Source organism: Microbacterium sp. G2-16M, from assembly GCF_055809115.1.
Genome location: NZ_CM147897.1, coordinates 2,652,936 through 2,666,855, shown reverse-complemented (window position 1 = coordinate 2,666,855; position 13,920 = coordinate 2,652,936). Strand labels below are relative to the sequence as shown.

Here is a 13,920-nt window from a genome sequence, read left to right as displayed (position 1 = left end):
CCACGGACCGCCGACACTCTGCTAGTCGGCGGCATCCACCAGTGCGTCCAGGGCCGGCCGCTGGCCCTTCACGAGCCGCGTCCGGGCGCTCTGGATCGGCGTCCACTCCGCCCGGTCGACCTCTCCGAACGCGTGCCGGGTGCCCGAGTGCGGTGGCCATTCCAGCTCGAACGTGCCATAGGTGAACACGGATGCCGTGAACCCGGTGCCGTCGACGGCGAACACCGTCACCCGCTTGCCCGAGGAGTACGCCCAGGTGCCGAGTTCGAGGCGGGGCCCGTCCGGCGGGTCGACGCCGAGCTCCTCGCGGAACTCGCGCTCCGCGGCATTCGCCGCCGTCTCGAGGTCCGGATCGAACTCGCCCTTGGGGATCGACCAGGCCGCGGCATCCTTGCGCGCCCAGAACGGGCCGCCCATGTGCGCGATGAACACCTCGAGCGCACCGCCGGTGCGGCGATGCAGGAGGAGCCCCGCGCTGCGGATCATCAGGCCGGTCGCGTCTTCGGCGACACCTCGTACGTCTTCTGCGGGTCGCGCACGACGACGTCGCCGAGCGCCGCGTCGATCGCCGCGAGCGCGGCGGCATCCAGCGTCACTCCGGACGCGGCCACGTTCGACGCGATCTGCTCGGGGCGGGATGCCCCCACCAGCGCCGAGGCCACGTTCGGGTTCTGCAGCACCCACGCGATCGCCAGCTGCGGCATCGTCAGGCCGGCCTCGGCTGCGATGGGCTTCAGCTTCTGCACCGCCGTGAGCACATCGTCGCGCAGGAAGCGCCGGATGAACGCGGCTCCGCTGTTCTCATCGGTCGCGCGCGACCCCTCGGGCACGGGCTCGCCGGGGAGGTACTTGCCGCTGAGCACGCCCTGCGCCATCGGCGACCACACGATCTGCGAGATGCCGACCTCTTCGCTGGCCGGCACGACCTTCTCCTCGATGACCCGCCACAGCATCGAGTACTGCGGCTGGTTCGAGATCAGCGGCACATGCAGCTGCACCGCCAGGGCGGATGCCTCGCGCAGCTGCTCGGCCGTCCACTCGCTCACGCCGATGTACAGGGCCTTGCCCTGACGGACGACGTCGGCGAACGCCTGCATCGTCTCCTCCAGCGGGGTCTCGTAGTCGTAGCGGTGGGCCTGGTACAGGTCGACGTAGTCGACCCCCAGTCGCCGCAGCGATCCGTTGATCCCCTCCAGGATGTGCTTGCGCGACAGGCCCGCGTCGTTCGGCCCCTTCGGCCCGACCGGCCAGTACACCTTGGTGAACAGCTCCAGCCCCTCGCGGCGCTGACCCGACAGCGCCTTGCCCAGGACGACCTCGGCGGCGGTGTTCGCATACGTGTCAGCCGTGTCGAACGTCGTGATCCCGGCATCCAGCGCCGCGTGCACCGTCGCGATCGCGGCGCTGTCGTCGATCTGCGAGGCGTGCGTCACCCAGTTCCCGTAGGTGATCTCCGAGACCTTGAGTCCGCTGTTTCCGAGGTACCGATAGTTGACCATTCCATTACGCTACCGGTGTCGCACGGCACCCTGTTCATCTCGCAGGACATTCGACCGCGGCATCCGCGACACGCCGTTCGACACGCTGAGACCGCACAGATCTTCCTGCGATCTGAACGCGGTGGGGCGGATGCCGAAGCCGGCGCGGTCTGTCAGCCGGCGCTTCCCAGGGCGATGCCGGCCCGCTCGTTCCAGCTGCGGCTGGTGACGCGGTCCAGCGCGACCTGCCGGCGCAGGGCGTCGGCCTTCTCGTACAGCGACGGATCCCCGTAGCTGGTCAGCACCTTCACCAGGACCGGCAGCAGCTCGATCATGAAGAACAGCGCGGCGATCAGCCAGTGTGCCCAGGCCAGTGTCGGCTCCTTCTGCGAGAGTCGGTCCAGCGCGCCGATCTGGCTGAGCAGACCGACCGCGTCGGCGTTGCCGCCGGCGACCGACGATGCACGGGCGTCGTAGGCGGCCAGGGCCGCCTTGTAGGTCGCGCGGGCGGCGGGCAGCTGGTCCTGCGCCTGCTTCTTGTTCTGCGCCTCGGCCGCGCCGACCGCGGCCGTGCCCGAGGCGTCGGCCGCGGCGAGCGCGGCGTTCGCGTCCCGCAGCTTCGCAGCCAGGGCGTCGTACGACGACTGGGCGGCGGCCAGCTGGTCCTTGGCGGCGGCCGAGCTCGCGCCGGAGCCGACGACGCCGGTGCAGCCGGGGACGCTGCCCTGCCCCTTTCCGGTCAGCTCGCACTGATAGAGGGCGCGCGCCCGGTCGATGACCTTCTGCTGCGCGGCGAGCTTCGCATCGAGGTCGTCGACCGTCTGCTGCGCGGCGACCGACGCCGCCGACGTCGACGAGGTGCCCGCGACGATCCCGGTGGCCGCCTGGTTCTCCAGGGCGGCGACCCGGGTGGTCGCGGCATCCATCGCCTTCTTCTCCGGGCCGTCCGAGACGCCCTTCTGATCGGCGAGGGCGTGCGCGACGTTGCTGGAGGTGACCTCGCGCGCGATGTCGTTGTGGAACACCTGCAGCACGAGGGGCTCGGCCACCACGATGCCGATGATGGCGGCCATGACCACTCGCGGCAGGGCCAGGCCGAGCAGCTTCAGCACACTGTGCGTGGCGCGCATGGTCGAGGTGAGGAACCGGTCGAGGTTGAAGATGATCAGCGCCCAGACCAGGGCGATCGGCACCGCGACCCACACTGCGACGCGCACGCCGGTCATCAGCGCGAAGAACATCGACAGCGCCGAGACGAGGGCGGTGCCGGCCAGGACGAAGAACATCTGCACGAACCGGGGCGTCTCGATCGGAACCTCGGCCAGGACGTCGGCGTCGGCGCCGCCGAGGACGGCCAGCCGCCGGGTCCATGGCATGCCGGCGCGCGCACGACGCGGGCGGCGGGTGGGCGCGGGCTCGGCGGGTGCGTCGGGCGTGGGTGCGGGCTCGGCGGGCTCGGGCTCGGCGGGGGCGTCCGGGTCATCCATCCCCTGCAGGTCGCTCAGATAGAGCGGCTCGGTCTCGTCCTCCGCGTCGGGTGCGTCGAGCTCGATGCGGCCGTCGGAGTCGAAGCGGCCCGGCCGGTGGACGGAAAACGACATCGTGCCAGCGTAGACGGCCGCGGCTGGACGCCGGATGGGCGGCGGTTGTGTGCGCGGTGTGACCCGGGTCAGACCTCGACCGGGGTCGCCTGCGCCGCCTGCTGGTCGTCTTCGGTGGCCACGAGCTGTCCGCAGGCGCCGTCGATGTCCTTGCCGCGGGTGTCGCGGATGGTGGTGGGGATGCCGTGGGCCTCGAGCCGGCGGACGAACTCGTCCTGCGCCTGCCGGGTGGACGCGGTCCACACCGACCCGGGCGTCGGGTTCAGCGGGATCGGGTTCACGTGCACCCAGCCGTGGCCGCGGGCGTTCAGCTTCTCGGCCAGCAGGTCGGCCCGCCAGCCGTGGTCGTTCATGTCCTTGATCAGCGCGTACTCGATCGAGACGCGACGTCCCGTCTTCTCGAAGTACTCGCGGGCGGCATCCAGTGCCTCGTCGACCTTCCAGCGCGAGTTGATCGGGATCATCTCGTCGCGCAGCTCGTCGTCGGGCGCGTGCAGCGAGAGCGCGAACGTCACCGGCACGCCCTCATCCGACAGCTTGCGGATCGCCGGGACCAGCCCGACCGTCGAGATGGTGATGCCGCGGGCGCTCATGCCCAGGCCGTGCTTCTTGTCGGTCATCACGCGCACCGCGTGCATCACCCGGGCATAGTTGGCCAGCGGCTCGCCCATGCCCATGAACACGATGTTCGAGACGCGCTCGCCGGTGTGCCCGACCGCGCGCGGGTCGCCCAGCTCGCCGTCGGCGATCACCCGGTTGGCGCGCACGACCTGGGCGACGATCTCGGCCGCCGACATGTTGCGGGTCAGTCCGGCCTGGCCGGTGGCGCAGAACGGGCAGTTCATGCCGCAGCCGGCCTGGCTGGACACGCACAGCGTGATCCGGCCCGGGTAGCGCATCAGCACCGACTCGACCAGCGCACCGTCGTGCAGCTTCCAGAGGAACTTGATCGTGTCGCCCCGGTCGGTGCGCAGACGCCGCACCTCGGTCAGCAGCGGGGGCAGCATGCCGTGCACGAACGCCTCCCGCCCCTCGGCGGGCAGGTCGGTCATCGCGGCCGGGTCGTGCGTGCCGTGGGTGAAGAAGTGCTTCTCCAGCTGTGCGGCGCGGAATCCCGGCATCCCCAGCTCGACGACCTTCTCCACGCGCTGGGTGTGCGTGAGGTCGGCCAGGTGCACCGGCGGCTTGCCGCGGCGGGGGCTGGCGAACTGCAGCAGCGGCTTGCCCTCGGCATCCTTCTTCTGCGTCCACCCTTCGGTGCGCGGCCGGACCTGCGTCGCGGGCGGGGTCGAAGGAGGGGTGGAGGTCATCCGTCCAGGGTACGCGAGCCGCCTGCGCGCTCGCCGAGTCCGGCTGCCGTCCGGTTCTGCGAGTCCTCGGATCACACCAGGAGGTACAGCGAACCCACGACCGTGAGCGTGATGATGATGCGGTCGAACAGCACCTGGCTGATCCGGCCGGCGATGGCGCGGCCGACGAAGGCCGCGCCGACCACCACCGGGATCAGGACCAGGTCGACCAGCAGTCCGGACGGGGTGATCAGGCCCAGTCCGATCGAGAACGGCAGCTTTGTGACGTTCACGATGGCGAAGAACCAGGCGCTGGTGCCCAGGAACGCCTTGACCGGGAACCGCGCGGCCAGGAAGTACATCGACATCACCGGGCCGGCGGCGTTGGCCACCATCGTGGTGAATCCGGCGAGGCTGCCGTAGGTGGCTGCGGCGGCCCGGTGCGAGCCGGCGGTGCCGGGGGCGGGCTGGTGCGATCCGGCGGTGCCGGGGGCGGCCTCGCGCCGAGCCTGCCGCGCCCGCCGCCAGAGGCTGACCGCCACCACCGTCAGGAGCAGGATCGCGATCATCCGGCGCACCCACGTATCGGAGGCGAAGGCGAGGAACACCGCTCCCCCGACGAGCCCCACGATCACGGCGGGCGCCAACCGTATCAGGGTGCGGATGTCGGCGTGCCGGCGATACGCCCACAGCGCGAAGACGTCACCGACGATCAGCAGCACCAGGATCGTGCCGGTGGACTGCTTGGCCGGGAGCACCGCGGCGAACAGCGCCACGGCCAGGGTGGCGGCCCCCGGCAGCGCCGCTTTGGACAGCCCGATCACGGCGGCCCCGACCGCGAGCGCGACCCACGCCAGCGCGCTCAGCTCGGGCATCGGCGCGGGCATCGGATGTGTCGGGTCACCCGCTCACGCTACCGCGCGGCAGCCGCGATGCTCAGTCGAGGAAGATGTCCGGGAACAGCTCGGCGTCGGGCGTGCCGGGCACGGCGGCGTAGCCGGAGAAGTCGTCGACGCCGGCGGCGGCCAGCACCTCTTCGACGATCAGCGACTGCCCGGTGAACTCACGCGCCGGCCGGGTGATGACCGCGTAGGCGGCGTCGGCGTAGATCTCCGGCGTGCGGCTGACCCGCATCATCCGGTCGCCGCCGAGGGCGAACTGCACCGCCGCGGTGGCGATGGTCGTGCGCGGCCAGAGCGTGTTGGCGGCGATCCCGTCGGCGGCGAACTCGGCGGCCATGCCCAGCGTCGCCATGCTCATGCCGTACTTGGCCAGCGTGTATCCGGTGTGCGCGCCGAGCCACTTCGGCGACAGGTTCAGCGGCGGGGACAGGGAGAGGATGTGGGGGTTGTCGGCATCCTTCAGGATCGGCACGGCCGCGCGCGACAGCATGAACGTTCCGCGCGTGTTGACGTCCTGCATCAGGTCGTACTTCTTGGCCGCCAGCTCGAGCGAGCCGGACAGGTCGATCACGCTGGCGTTGTTGATCACGACGTCGATGCCGCCGAACTCGCCGCGGGTCTTCAGCACCGCCTCGGTGACGTCCTCGTCGTTGCGGACGTCGCCGACGATCGGCAGGGCGTTGCCTCCGGCATCCCGGATCGCCGCGGCCGCCGTGTGCACGGTGCCCTCGAGCTTGGGATGCGGGGTGTCGGTCTTGGCGAGCAGCGCGACGTTCGCGCCGTCCCGCGCCGCGCGCAGCGCGATGGCCAGGCCGATGCCCCGGCTGCCGCCGGACAGGAGGATGGTCTTGCCGGCGAGAGGGGTGTCGGTCATGTCGGGTCTCCTGATCGGGTCGGGGGATCGGTCAGCGCTGTGCGAACGCCCGGATGCGGGCCTGGGCCTCGGCGGTGTCGAAGGCGACGCCGATCGAGCGGGCCTCCTCGCTCAGCTGCTCGATGAACGTGCGCGCGGGCTGGCTGCGGATCAGGCGCTTGGCCTGGCCGTACGCCCCGCGGGCTCCGGACAGCCAGAATCGGGCGACCTCTTCGGCGCGCAGCCCGACGGCGTCCGGCGCGGCGATCTCGGCGATCAGCCCCCACTCCAGCGCCTCGGTGGCCGACAGCATCCGGTCCTGCAGCACGAGCTGCAGGGCGCGCCGCTCGCCCACCGCGCGGGTGAGCTGCGCGGTCACCGAAAGATCGGGGGTGAGTCCGACGTTGGCGTATCGGCTGCCGATCTGCGAGTCCTCGCCCACCACGGCGTAGTCGCTGGCCATGAGGATTCCCAGGCCGCCGCCGGCGGTCGTGCCCTGCGCGGCGGCCACCACCGGCACCGCCGATTCGGTCAGCGCCCGGATGCCGGTGTTGATGACCTCGGCCAGCGCCGTGATCTCGGCCCCCGAGCCCATGTTCTGGGCCATGTCGCGGACGTCGCCGCCCGCGCAGAACGCGCGGCCCGCGGCATCCAGCAGGATCGCCCCCACGTCGTCGCGACTGGTGGCCTCGCGGGCGACGTCGGCCCAGGTCTGCGCCGCCTCGGCATTGAAAGCGTTGAGCCGATCGGGCCGGTTCAGCGTGATGCGGGCGAGGCCCTCCTCGACGTGCAGCAGGATCGGGGCGCTCATCGCGGTGCCATCCGGATGGCGCCGTCGAGGCGGATGGTCTCGCCGTTGAGGTAGCCGTTGTCGATGATGGACAGCACGAGGCGGGCGTACTCGTCGGGGACGCCGAGTCGTGCCGGGTAGGGCACCTGCTGGCCGAGCGAGTCCTGCGCGGCCTGCGGGAGTCCGGCGAGCATCGGGGTCTCCATGATGCCCGGGGCGATCGTGCACACCCGGATGCCGTACCGCGCCAGCTCGCGGGCGATCGGCAGGGTCATCGCGTGCACGCCGCCCTTGCTGGCCGAGTAGGCGGGCTGCCCGATCTGGCCTTCGAAGGCGGCGACCGACGCGGTGCTGACGACCACGCCGCGGTCGCCGGTGTCGGTGGGCTCGGTCTTGGCGATGGATGCCGCCGCCTGCGAGATCACATTGTACGTGCCGATCAGGTTGACCTGGATGACCTGCGCGAAGGCGGCCAGCGGCGACGGCTCGCCGTCACGGTCCAGCACTTTGGCGGGCGGGGCGATCCCGGCGCAGTTGACGACGACCCGCAGCGGGGCGGCGGAGGCGGCGACCTCGACCGCCGAGGCGACCTGCGCCGGGTCGGTGACGTCGGCGGCGGCGAACGTGCCGCCCAGTTCGGCGGCGATCTCGGCTCCCCGGGACTGCGGCAGGTCGACGATCGTGACCCTCGCGCCCTTCTCTGCCAGCCGCCGCGCGGTGGCCAGGCCGAGGCCGCTGGCGCCGCCGGTGACGAGGGCGGATGCTCCGCTGATCTCCATCTGTTCTCCTTCGAACCGTCCCGAACCGTCTCGAACCGCCGACCTCGAGCAGCCGACATTCCGTGCCAGCATACGCGGGACTCAGTCTCACCGTGTGCGGGCCGGCGGCGTTCTCCCCCAGGGTAGCCCGGACGGGTGTTGACTGGGGGCATGGAGATCCGGATCAAACGGGTGTACGCCGAGGCCGAGGCATCCGACGGGTTCCGGGTGCTGGTGGACCGGCTGTGGCCGCGCGGGCTGTCGAAGCAGAAGGCGCAGATCGACCTGTGGGACAAGGATGTCGCCCCCAGCACCGAGCTGCGCACGGCGTTCCACCACGATGGCATGCCGTTCGATGAGTTCGCGCGGGTATATGCCGCCGAACTGGCGGGGAACCAGGATGCGCTGGACGCGCTGCGGCAGAGCATCGCCGGGCACGACGTGGTCACGCTGCTGTTCAGCTCGCAGGATGCCGACCACACCCACGCCGGGCTGCTGCGCGACGCGCTCGCGGCCTGACCCCGTTCCTCTTCGAAATCGTACGATTTGGCCGACTGCACATGAAACTTGGCCGAAATTGATGTTCACTCGGCCGGATCGTACGATTTCGCCGCGCGGCGGGTCAGCCTGAGCGCCAGCGGGCGCGGGTCTGGCCGGCCTTGACGCTGCACACCATGGGCGTGCCCTTCGTGGTCACGCCGTGCGCGCCGATGGGCGCGCAGAACGACCCGGGATGCACGGTCTTCGGCGCGGCGGGCTGGGGCGCGGCCGGCTTCGGGGCGAACTTGGGCGCGGCCGGCTTCGGGGCGGGCGCCGTGCCCACAGCATCCGGCATCAGCGTGATCGTCCCCGCGGTGGCGGCCTTCTGCTGCGGGCACGTCTGCAGGATCCGGGTCATCGCATCGCGCTCGGGCGGTGTCACCCACAGGTCGTAGTCGGCCTTGACCATGATCTGACGGGCGACGTATGCGCAGCGATATCCCATGGCCTTCGGCAGCCAGGTCGCGGCGTTCCCGGCCCCCTTCTGCGCATTCGACGGCCCGTCGACGGCGAGCAGGTTCAGCGGATCGTTGGCCAGCGCCTCGCGCCGGGTCTGGCTCAGCTGCTGAGCGCCGCTCTGCCAGGCATCCATCAGCGCGACGACGTGATCGATCTGCACCGCGTTGGAGGTGCCCCGGCCTCGCACGAAGCTGATGGTCTTGCCGGTGTACGGGTCGTGCAGCATGCCGGTCAGCACGAGGCATCCGTGCGTGCCGGCCTTGATCACCACCCTCGTCAGATCGCGGCGCAGGATGTCGTTGCGGGTATCGCATCCGTTGCGGTCGACGTCCTTCCACGCCTGGCCGAATACGACGGTGCGGTCATAGCCGGTCTTGGGCGCGCGGCCCTTCACCGGGATCGTCGCCAGCAGTGCGAGCGCGGTGCCGGCGGCCGGAGGGCGGGATGTCGGGGTCGGCGTCGCCGTCGCCGTCGGTGTCGGCGTTGGCGTCGCCGTCGGGGTCGGGGTCGGCGTCGGCGTGGTCGTCGCGGTGGCCGCGGCATCCGCTGCCGGCTGCTCGGTCGCCGACATCGATACGGATGCCGGGGGCGCGGCATCCGGCGGAAGGGTGGCGCCATACACCCCGGTGCCGGTGATGACCACGGCGCAGGCGACGATCGTGACGACCGCGCCTGCGGCCCGCCCCTTCAGCCCGGCCCAGGAGGGGCGGCCGATCAGCAGCGTGTAGAGCCCGGTGCCGAGCGCGACCAGGCCGGCCATGATCAGCAGGCCGCCCAGTCCGCTCGCGCTGACGGCGACGAGGAGCAGCACCCCGGTCAGACCGATGCCCACCCACAGCGAGGGCCGCTTCCAGAGTCGCCTATTCATCCCGCCGATCTGCCGTTCCGCATCGATCCGGTTCCGCCACCCCACCGATCGCAGATGAGAGCTCTCTCATGTTAGTGGGTGCGCGAGGCAGTGAGGCCGGGTAGCCGCCGCCCGATCCGCGTGCGAGACTGCCGCCCATGCAGCTGACCGACGTCGCCGACCTGCTCGCAGGGTTCGAGGGCGTGCGCGCCACCGGCGGTGACGGCGAACCGGCGCAGTGGCGGTATCACGGCCGGATGGTGGCCCGACAGCTCGATGCCACGCACATCGTCATCCGGTCGGCGTTCGACCATCGGGAGGGGGTGCTGGCGCGGCATCCCGGCACCTTCAGCGTGCCGACCCGCTTCCGAAAGCACATGATGGTGGTCGCGGACCTCGAGACCGGCGACGAGCGCGCGATCGCCGACGCGCTGGCGGCAGCCTGGCAGCTGCAGCGCTCACCGCACTGATCCGGAGCCGGTCGCGCGATCGCGGTCGAACTCGCCCGCGCCGGCTTCTTCGTCTACGCGGCGGGGCGCAGCAGCCGGCACGGCGCGCCGAGCGAGATCGATCGGCCTGAGACCATCGAGGACACCGGGGACCTCAACGCGGCTGCCGGTGGGACCGGCGCGGCGCGCGTCGTCGACCATGAGGACCCGGCGGCGGTCGGGGACCTGGTGGCCACGATCGAACGCGACCCACCAGGCCACGCGGCCCCGATCCTGCTCACCACCCGCCTCGCACGACGCTGCCAATGGAGATCCTCGCCACCACGACCACCCACACTCCGCCCCACCGCCGTCGCCTGATCCGATAGGCAGGCAGGATGGACGCATGTCCACCCCCATGACGCCGGTGGCGGTTCCCGCCGCCGTGGCCGAGCTGGCGCGCGGCGCGGCGCTGACGCCGATCTGGCAGAACCAGCTGGGCGGACTGACGTTCCGCACGGACGACGGTCGGTACATCAAGTGGGGTCGGCACGATCCGGAGGGGGATGCCGCGGCCCAGGCGCAGCGGCTGCGCTGGGCGGCTGCGTACACGCGCGTGCCCGAGGTGCTGGCGGTCGGCGCGGACGGCGAGCACGAATGGCTCGTCACGGCCGCGATCGAGGGCCGCTCGGCCATCGATCCGCGGTGGATCGCCGATCCGGCCACGGCCGTGCGCGCCGTCGGAGAGGGGCTGCGCCGGCTGCACGAGGCTCTTCCGGTCCAGGAGTGTCCGTTCGACTGGGGCGTGCCGCAGCGGATCGCGAACGCGGCGGGCCGAGGCATCCGGGTTCCCCACGCGCTGCGCACTCCCCCGCCGATCGACACGCTCGTCGTCTGCCACGGCGACGCGTGCTGCCCGAACACGCTGCTGGATGCCGCGGGCCGGCCGATCGCGCACGTCGACCTGGGCGCGATGGGCGTCGCCGACCGGTGGGCCGACATCGCCGTCGCGGCCATGAGCACCGAGTGGAACTACGGGCCCGGCTGGCAGGACGCGCTCATCGAGGCGTACGGCGTGGCGCCCGACCAGGACCGACTCGCCTACTACCGGTCGCTGTGGAACGCGACGTGAGACCGTGACCCTCGTCCGAGAATGCCCGTGCGGCAGCATCCGTTCCTATGACACGTGCTGCGGCCCGCTGCACCGCGGCGAGCGCGAGGCCGGCACGGCGGCGGAGCTGATGCGGGCGCGATACAGCGCCTACGCGGTCGGGGTGCTGGATTACGTGTTCCGCACCTGGCATCCGCGCACGCGGCCGGCCGCGATCGAGCCCACGCCGGGGATGACCTGGACCGGACTGGAGATCCTGGCGACCGAGGACGGCGGGCCGGAGGACGAGTCCGGTGTGGTGGAGTTCCGCGCGCGGTTCGCGGCCGACGCCGGCGACGGGATGCTGCACGAGCGCAGCCGGTTCGCGCGGCGGGCGCGGCGGTGGGTGTACGTGGATGGCGAGATCCGGTAGCGCTGTTGCGCCGCCCGCCTGCATCGTCCCGCCGCCTCACGCCGACCCGCACGCCTCGTCCCGCCGCATCACGCCGAAACCACATCAATTCGCCGAGAGCACATCAAACTCGGCCCGAACTCATGTGCACTCCGCCAAATCGTACGATCCCGGCGAAGAAGGAGAGGGGAGGGGAGGAGAGGAGAGGGGGTCAGAGGGACCAGACGAACGTCCAGGTGCCGGCGGCCAGGGCCGCCAGGACGGATGCCGCGGCCACCGCCGCGGCGATCAGCACGAGCACCGCATCGCGGGGCCGCAGGACCGACCGCCGCGCCCACGTCCGCGCGCCCGGCGCCCCGAACCCGCGGGCCTCCATCGCGGTGGCCAGCTTCGTGCCGCGTCGGATCGCCAGCACGAACAGCGCGAACGCCTGCCCGGACAGGCGCCGCACCCGCCCGGTGTCGGCCACGCCGCGGGCCCGCCGCGCGAGCGAGAGCTCACGCCAGTCCTCGATCAGCAGCCCGACCAGCCGCAGCCCCGCCAGCGCGCCGAGCACGAACCGGGCCGGCAGCCGCAGCAGCTGCGACAGTCCGTCGGCCAGGTCGGTCGGGTCCGTGGTCGACAGCAGCACGACGGCCGGCAGCGAGATCGCCAGCACCCGCAGCAGGATCGCCGCCGCCAGCTGCAGCGACCCGTCGCTGACGTGCACCAGCCCCCACTGCAGATAGGTCTGGCCCGCCACCCGGCCGTACAGGACGGTGGCCGCCGCGCCGAGCACCGCCGCGATCAGCAGCGGCCAGGTGCGCAGCCACAGCATCCGCGCCGACAGTCCCGACCACGGCATCAGCGCGAGCACCAGCACCAGCGTCACCCCGGCCGAGACCGGGTCGATCGACAGCAGCAGGGTGACCGTGATCAGCAGCGTCGCCACGAGCTTGGCCACCGGGTTGAACGACGAGACCCGGGCGCGCGGGTCGGCGACCAGGATGCTCATCCCCCGACCTCCGCCGGCACACCCGACAGGCGCAGCTCGTCGTCGGCCAGCGCGTCGACCAGCTCGCGGTCGTGCGTGACGAACACGACCGCGGTCCCGGCATCCCGCACCTCGTCGATCAGGTCGGCCAGCTCGCGCCAGGTGCGGGCATCCTGCCCGTAGGTCGGCTCGTCCAGCACGAGCACCCGCGGCCGGGTCGCCAGCGCCGCGGCCACGGTGAGCCGCCGTTTCTCGCCGCCGGAGAGCGTGAACGGGTTCACCGCGGCCAGCCGGGTCAGGCGCAGCCGTTCCAGCAGCGGGTCGACCCGTGCCGCGATCTCGTCGTCGCCGAGTCCGGCGGCGCGAGGCCCCACCGCCAGCTCGTCGCGCACGCGCGCGGTCAGCAGCTGGTGCTCGGGGGTCTGGAACACCATGCCGATGCGGGTCAGCAGCTGCCGCGAGGTCCACGCCGCCGGCTGCGGGCCGATCCCGTCGCGCAGCGCCGCGTCGGCGGCCAGCTCGCCGCCGACCGGCGTGAGCAGCCCGGCGAGGGTCATCGCCAGCGTCGACTTGCCGGCGCCGTTGGGTCCGGTCACGGCGAGGGCGCGGCCCGCGTGCGCCGACGCGGTGATGCCGGATGCCGCGACCTGCGGCATCCGCGATCCGAACGAGCGCCGCCCCACGGCGAGGCCCTGCGCGTGCAGCAGCGGCACTTGCTCGCCCCGGCCCCGTTCCCGGGGCGATCGCCAGGGCGTCGCGCCGGGCACCCACACGCCCGCCTCGGCCAGCACCGCCGCGTGCCGGCCGAACACCGCGGCCGGCGGCCCGTCCGCCAGCACTCCGTCCGGCCCGAGCACCACGACCCGGTCCATGTGCGCCGCCCACAGCTCGACCCGGTGCTCGACGACCACGAGCGTGGCGCCCGCCGCGGCGTGCAGCACGGCGTCGCGCACCTCGACGGCCCCGTCCGGGTCGAGGTTCGCGGTGGGCTCGTCCAGCAGGACCAGTCCGGGTCGCATCGCCAGGACCCCGGCCAGCGCGAGCCGCTGCTTCTGCCCGCCCGACAGCTTCGCCGTCGGATGGCCGCGGCCCAGCCGCAGTCCGACCGCGTCGAGCGCCGCATCCACCCGCCGCCAGATCTCGTCCCGCGGCACGCCGAGGTTCTCGCACGCGAACGCGACGTCGTCGCCGACCCGGGCCAGCACGACCTGCGCATCCGGGTCCTGCAGCACGAGGCCGGCCCGCCCGCGGGCGGCCGCGGGCGGCATCCCGTCCACGAGGAGGCGACCGGTCTGCTCGCCGTCCTCCTCTTCGCCGAGCACGCCGGCCAGCCCCCGCATCACGGTGCTCTTGCCGGCACCGCTCGCGCCCAGCAGCAGCACCCGCTGCCCGGCGGGAATGTCGAGGTCGAGCCCCGTCACCGCCCAGCGGCGGCGGCCGGCATGCCGCCACCCCCATCCTGCGGCGGTCACGGCGACCGGGTCGAGGGTCACGTCCGGC

Annotated in this window: 16 protein-coding genes; 4 read left to right on the top strand and 12 right to left on the bottom strand. The window is 72.3% G+C overall.

What is annotated here, in order from left to right:
• Positions 1-21: 21 nt before the first annotated feature.
• The 8 genes from AC0L6F_RS12630 to AC0L6F_RS12595 all read right to left on the bottom strand — a co-directional run bounded on the left by AC0L6F_RS12630 (position 22) and on the right by AC0L6F_RS12595 (position 7,692).
• Positions 22-489: an NUDIX hydrolase gene (locus AC0L6F_RS12630; RefSeq protein ID WP_473540002.1), complete on the bottom strand. Its 468-nt coding sequence runs from the start codon at positions 487-489 to the stop codon at positions 22-24.
• Positions 486-1,499: an aldo/keto reductase family protein gene (locus tag AC0L6F_RS12625; RefSeq protein WP_473538158.1), complete on the bottom strand. Its 1,014-nt coding sequence runs from the start codon at positions 1,497-1,499 to the stop codon at positions 486-488. Before AC0L6F_RS12625 ends, AC0L6F_RS12630 begins: the two co-directional genes overlap by 4 nt.
• A 152-nt stretch (positions 1,500-1,651) precedes the next feature.
• The gene (locus AC0L6F_RS12620; RefSeq protein WP_473538157.1) at positions 1,652-3,079 is read right to left on the bottom strand and encodes a DUF4407 domain-containing protein; all 1,428 of its coding nucleotides are present in this window, start codon (positions 3,077-3,079) and stop codon (positions 1,652-1,654) included.
• Between the two features lie 68 nt (positions 3,080-3,147).
• Positions 3,148-4,389, bottom strand: coding sequence for a dual-specificity RNA methyltransferase RlmN (gene rlmN / locus AC0L6F_RS12615; protein ID WP_473538156.1), 1,242 nt, complete (start codon positions 4,387-4,389; stop codon positions 3,148-3,150).
• A gap of 71 nt (positions 4,390-4,460) precedes the next feature.
• Complete coding sequence (locus AC0L6F_RS12610; RefSeq protein WP_473538155.1) at positions 4,461-5,243, bottom strand: sulfite exporter TauE/SafE family protein; 783 nt, start codon at positions 5,241-5,243, stop codon at positions 4,461-4,463.
• A gap of 61 nt (positions 5,244-5,304) precedes the next feature.
• Positions 5,305-6,144 (bottom strand): SDR family oxidoreductase, encoded by an 840-nt coding sequence (locus AC0L6F_RS12605; RefSeq protein WP_473538154.1) that lies wholly within the window; start codon positions 6,142-6,144, stop codon positions 5,305-5,307.
• A 31-nt stretch (positions 6,145-6,175) separates the two neighbouring features.
• Positions 6,176-6,934 (bottom strand): enoyl-CoA hydratase/isomerase family protein, encoded by a 759-nt coding sequence (locus tag AC0L6F_RS12600; RefSeq protein WP_274636908.1) that lies wholly within the window; start codon positions 6,932-6,934, stop codon positions 6,176-6,178.
• Positions 6,931-7,692 carry an SDR family NAD(P)-dependent oxidoreductase gene (locus tag AC0L6F_RS12595; protein WP_259611061.1) on the bottom strand — a complete coding sequence of 254 codons (762 nt, stop codon included), beginning with the start codon at positions 7,690-7,692 and terminating at the stop codon, positions 6,931-6,933. Before AC0L6F_RS12595 ends, AC0L6F_RS12600 begins: the two co-directional genes overlap by 4 nt.
• A 150-nt stretch (positions 7,693-7,842) precedes the next feature.
• On the opposite strand from AC0L6F_RS12595, the gene AC0L6F_RS12590 reads away from it, so the two are divergent.
• The gene (locus AC0L6F_RS12590; protein WP_473538153.1) at positions 7,843-8,190 is read left to right on the top strand and encodes a DUF488 domain-containing protein; all 348 of its coding nucleotides are present in this window, start codon (positions 7,843-7,845) and stop codon (positions 8,188-8,190) included.
• Between the two features lie 103 nt (positions 8,191-8,293).
• Here the strand turns inward: AC0L6F_RS12590 and AC0L6F_RS12585 are convergent, their stop codons facing one another.
• Entirely contained in the window at positions 8,294-9,538 is a 1,245-nt protein-coding gene (locus AC0L6F_RS12585; RefSeq protein WP_473538152.1) for an HNH endonuclease family protein, read from the bottom strand.
• A gap of 137 nt (positions 9,539-9,675) precedes the next feature.
• Here AC0L6F_RS12585 and AC0L6F_RS12580 point away from each other — a divergent pair, with 137 nt between their 5' ends.
• Positions 9,676-9,987 carry a hypothetical protein gene (locus tag AC0L6F_RS12580; protein WP_473538150.1) on the top strand — a complete coding sequence of 104 codons (312 nt, stop codon included), beginning with the start codon at positions 9,676-9,678 and terminating at the stop codon, positions 9,985-9,987.
• On the opposite strand, the gene AC0L6F_RS12575 is transcribed toward AC0L6F_RS12580, so the two are convergent.
• Entirely contained in the window at positions 9,976-10,227 is a 252-nt protein-coding gene (locus AC0L6F_RS12575) for a hypothetical protein (protein ID WP_473538149.1), read from the bottom strand. The genes AC0L6F_RS12580 and AC0L6F_RS12575 overlap by 12 nt on opposite strands.
• Positions 10,228-10,351: 124 nt before the next feature.
• Here AC0L6F_RS12575 and AC0L6F_RS12570 point away from each other — a divergent pair, with 124 nt between their 5' ends.
• Positions 10,352-11,077 carry a phosphotransferase gene (locus AC0L6F_RS12570; RefSeq protein WP_473538147.1) on the top strand — a complete coding sequence of 242 codons (726 nt, stop codon included), beginning with the start codon at positions 10,352-10,354 and terminating at the stop codon, positions 11,075-11,077.
• Between the two features lie 4 nt (positions 11,078-11,081).
• A complete protein-coding gene (locus AC0L6F_RS12565; protein ID WP_473538146.1) occupies positions 11,082-11,468 on the top strand; it encodes a YchJ family protein in 387 nt (128 codons plus the stop codon).
• A gap of 190 nt (positions 11,469-11,658) precedes the next feature.
• Here AC0L6F_RS12565 and AC0L6F_RS12560 read toward each other — a convergent pair whose 3' ends face one another.
• Both AC0L6F_RS12560 and AC0L6F_RS12555 read right to left on the bottom strand, forming a co-directional pair.
• Entirely contained in the window at positions 11,659-12,441 is a 783-nt protein-coding gene (locus tag AC0L6F_RS12560) for an energy-coupling factor transporter transmembrane component T family protein (protein ID WP_473538145.1), read from the bottom strand.
• On the bottom strand, positions 12,438-13,913 hold the full coding sequence (locus AC0L6F_RS12555) for an ABC transporter ATP-binding protein (protein ID WP_473538144.1): 1,476 nt from the start codon (positions 13,911-13,913) through the stop codon (positions 12,438-12,440). The genes AC0L6F_RS12560 and AC0L6F_RS12555 overlap by 4 nt, the downstream gene beginning before the upstream one ends.
• Positions 13,914-13,920: the final 7 nt, after the last annotated feature.

Excerpts from the sequence above, each read along its gene's own strand:
- AC0L6F_RS12600 (WP_274636908.1), bottom strand. The coding sequence starts at position 6,934 with ATGAGCGCCCCGATCCTGCTGCACGTCGAGGAGGGCCTCGCCCGCATC.
- AC0L6F_RS12620 (WP_473538157.1), bottom strand. The coding sequence starts at position 3,079 with ATGTCGTTTTCCGTCCACCGGCCGGGCCGCTTCGACTCCGACGGCCGC.
- AC0L6F_RS12590 (WP_473538153.1), top strand. The coding sequence starts at position 7,843 with ATGGAGATCCGGATCAAACGGGTGTACGCCGAGGCCGAGGCATCCGAC.
- AC0L6F_RS12625 (WP_473538158.1), bottom strand. The coding sequence starts at position 1,499 with ATGGTCAACTATCGGTACCTCGGAAACAGCGGACTCAAGGTCTCGGAG.
- AC0L6F_RS12580 (WP_473538150.1), top strand. The coding sequence starts at position 9,676 with ATGCAGCTGACCGACGTCGCCGACCTGCTCGCAGGGTTCGAGGGCGTG.
- AC0L6F_RS12560 (WP_473538145.1), bottom strand. The coding sequence starts at position 12,441 with ATGAGCATCCTGGTCGCCGACCCGCGCGCCCGGGTCTCGTCGTTCAAC.
- rlmN (WP_473538156.1), bottom strand. The coding sequence starts at position 4,389 with ATGACCTCCACCCCTCCTTCGACCCCGCCCGCGACGCAGGTCCGGCCG.
- AC0L6F_RS12570 (WP_473538147.1), top strand. The coding sequence starts at position 10,352 with ATGTCCACCCCCATGACGCCGGTGGCGGTTCCCGCCGCCGTGGCCGAG.
- AC0L6F_RS12610 (WP_473538155.1), bottom strand. The coding sequence starts at position 5,243 with ATGCCCGAGCTGAGCGCGCTGGCGTGGGTCGCGCTCGCGGTCGGGGCC.
- AC0L6F_RS12605 (WP_473538154.1), bottom strand. The coding sequence starts at position 6,144 with ATGACCGACACCCCTCTCGCCGGCAAGACCATCCTCCTGTCCGGCGGC.
- AC0L6F_RS12595 (WP_259611061.1), bottom strand. The coding sequence starts at position 7,692 with ATGGAGATCAGCGGAGCATCCGCCCTCGTCACCGGCGGCGCCAGCGGC.
- AC0L6F_RS12585 (WP_473538152.1), bottom strand. The coding sequence starts at position 9,538 with ATGAATAGGCGACTCTGGAAGCGGCCCTCGCTGTGGGTGGGCATCGGT.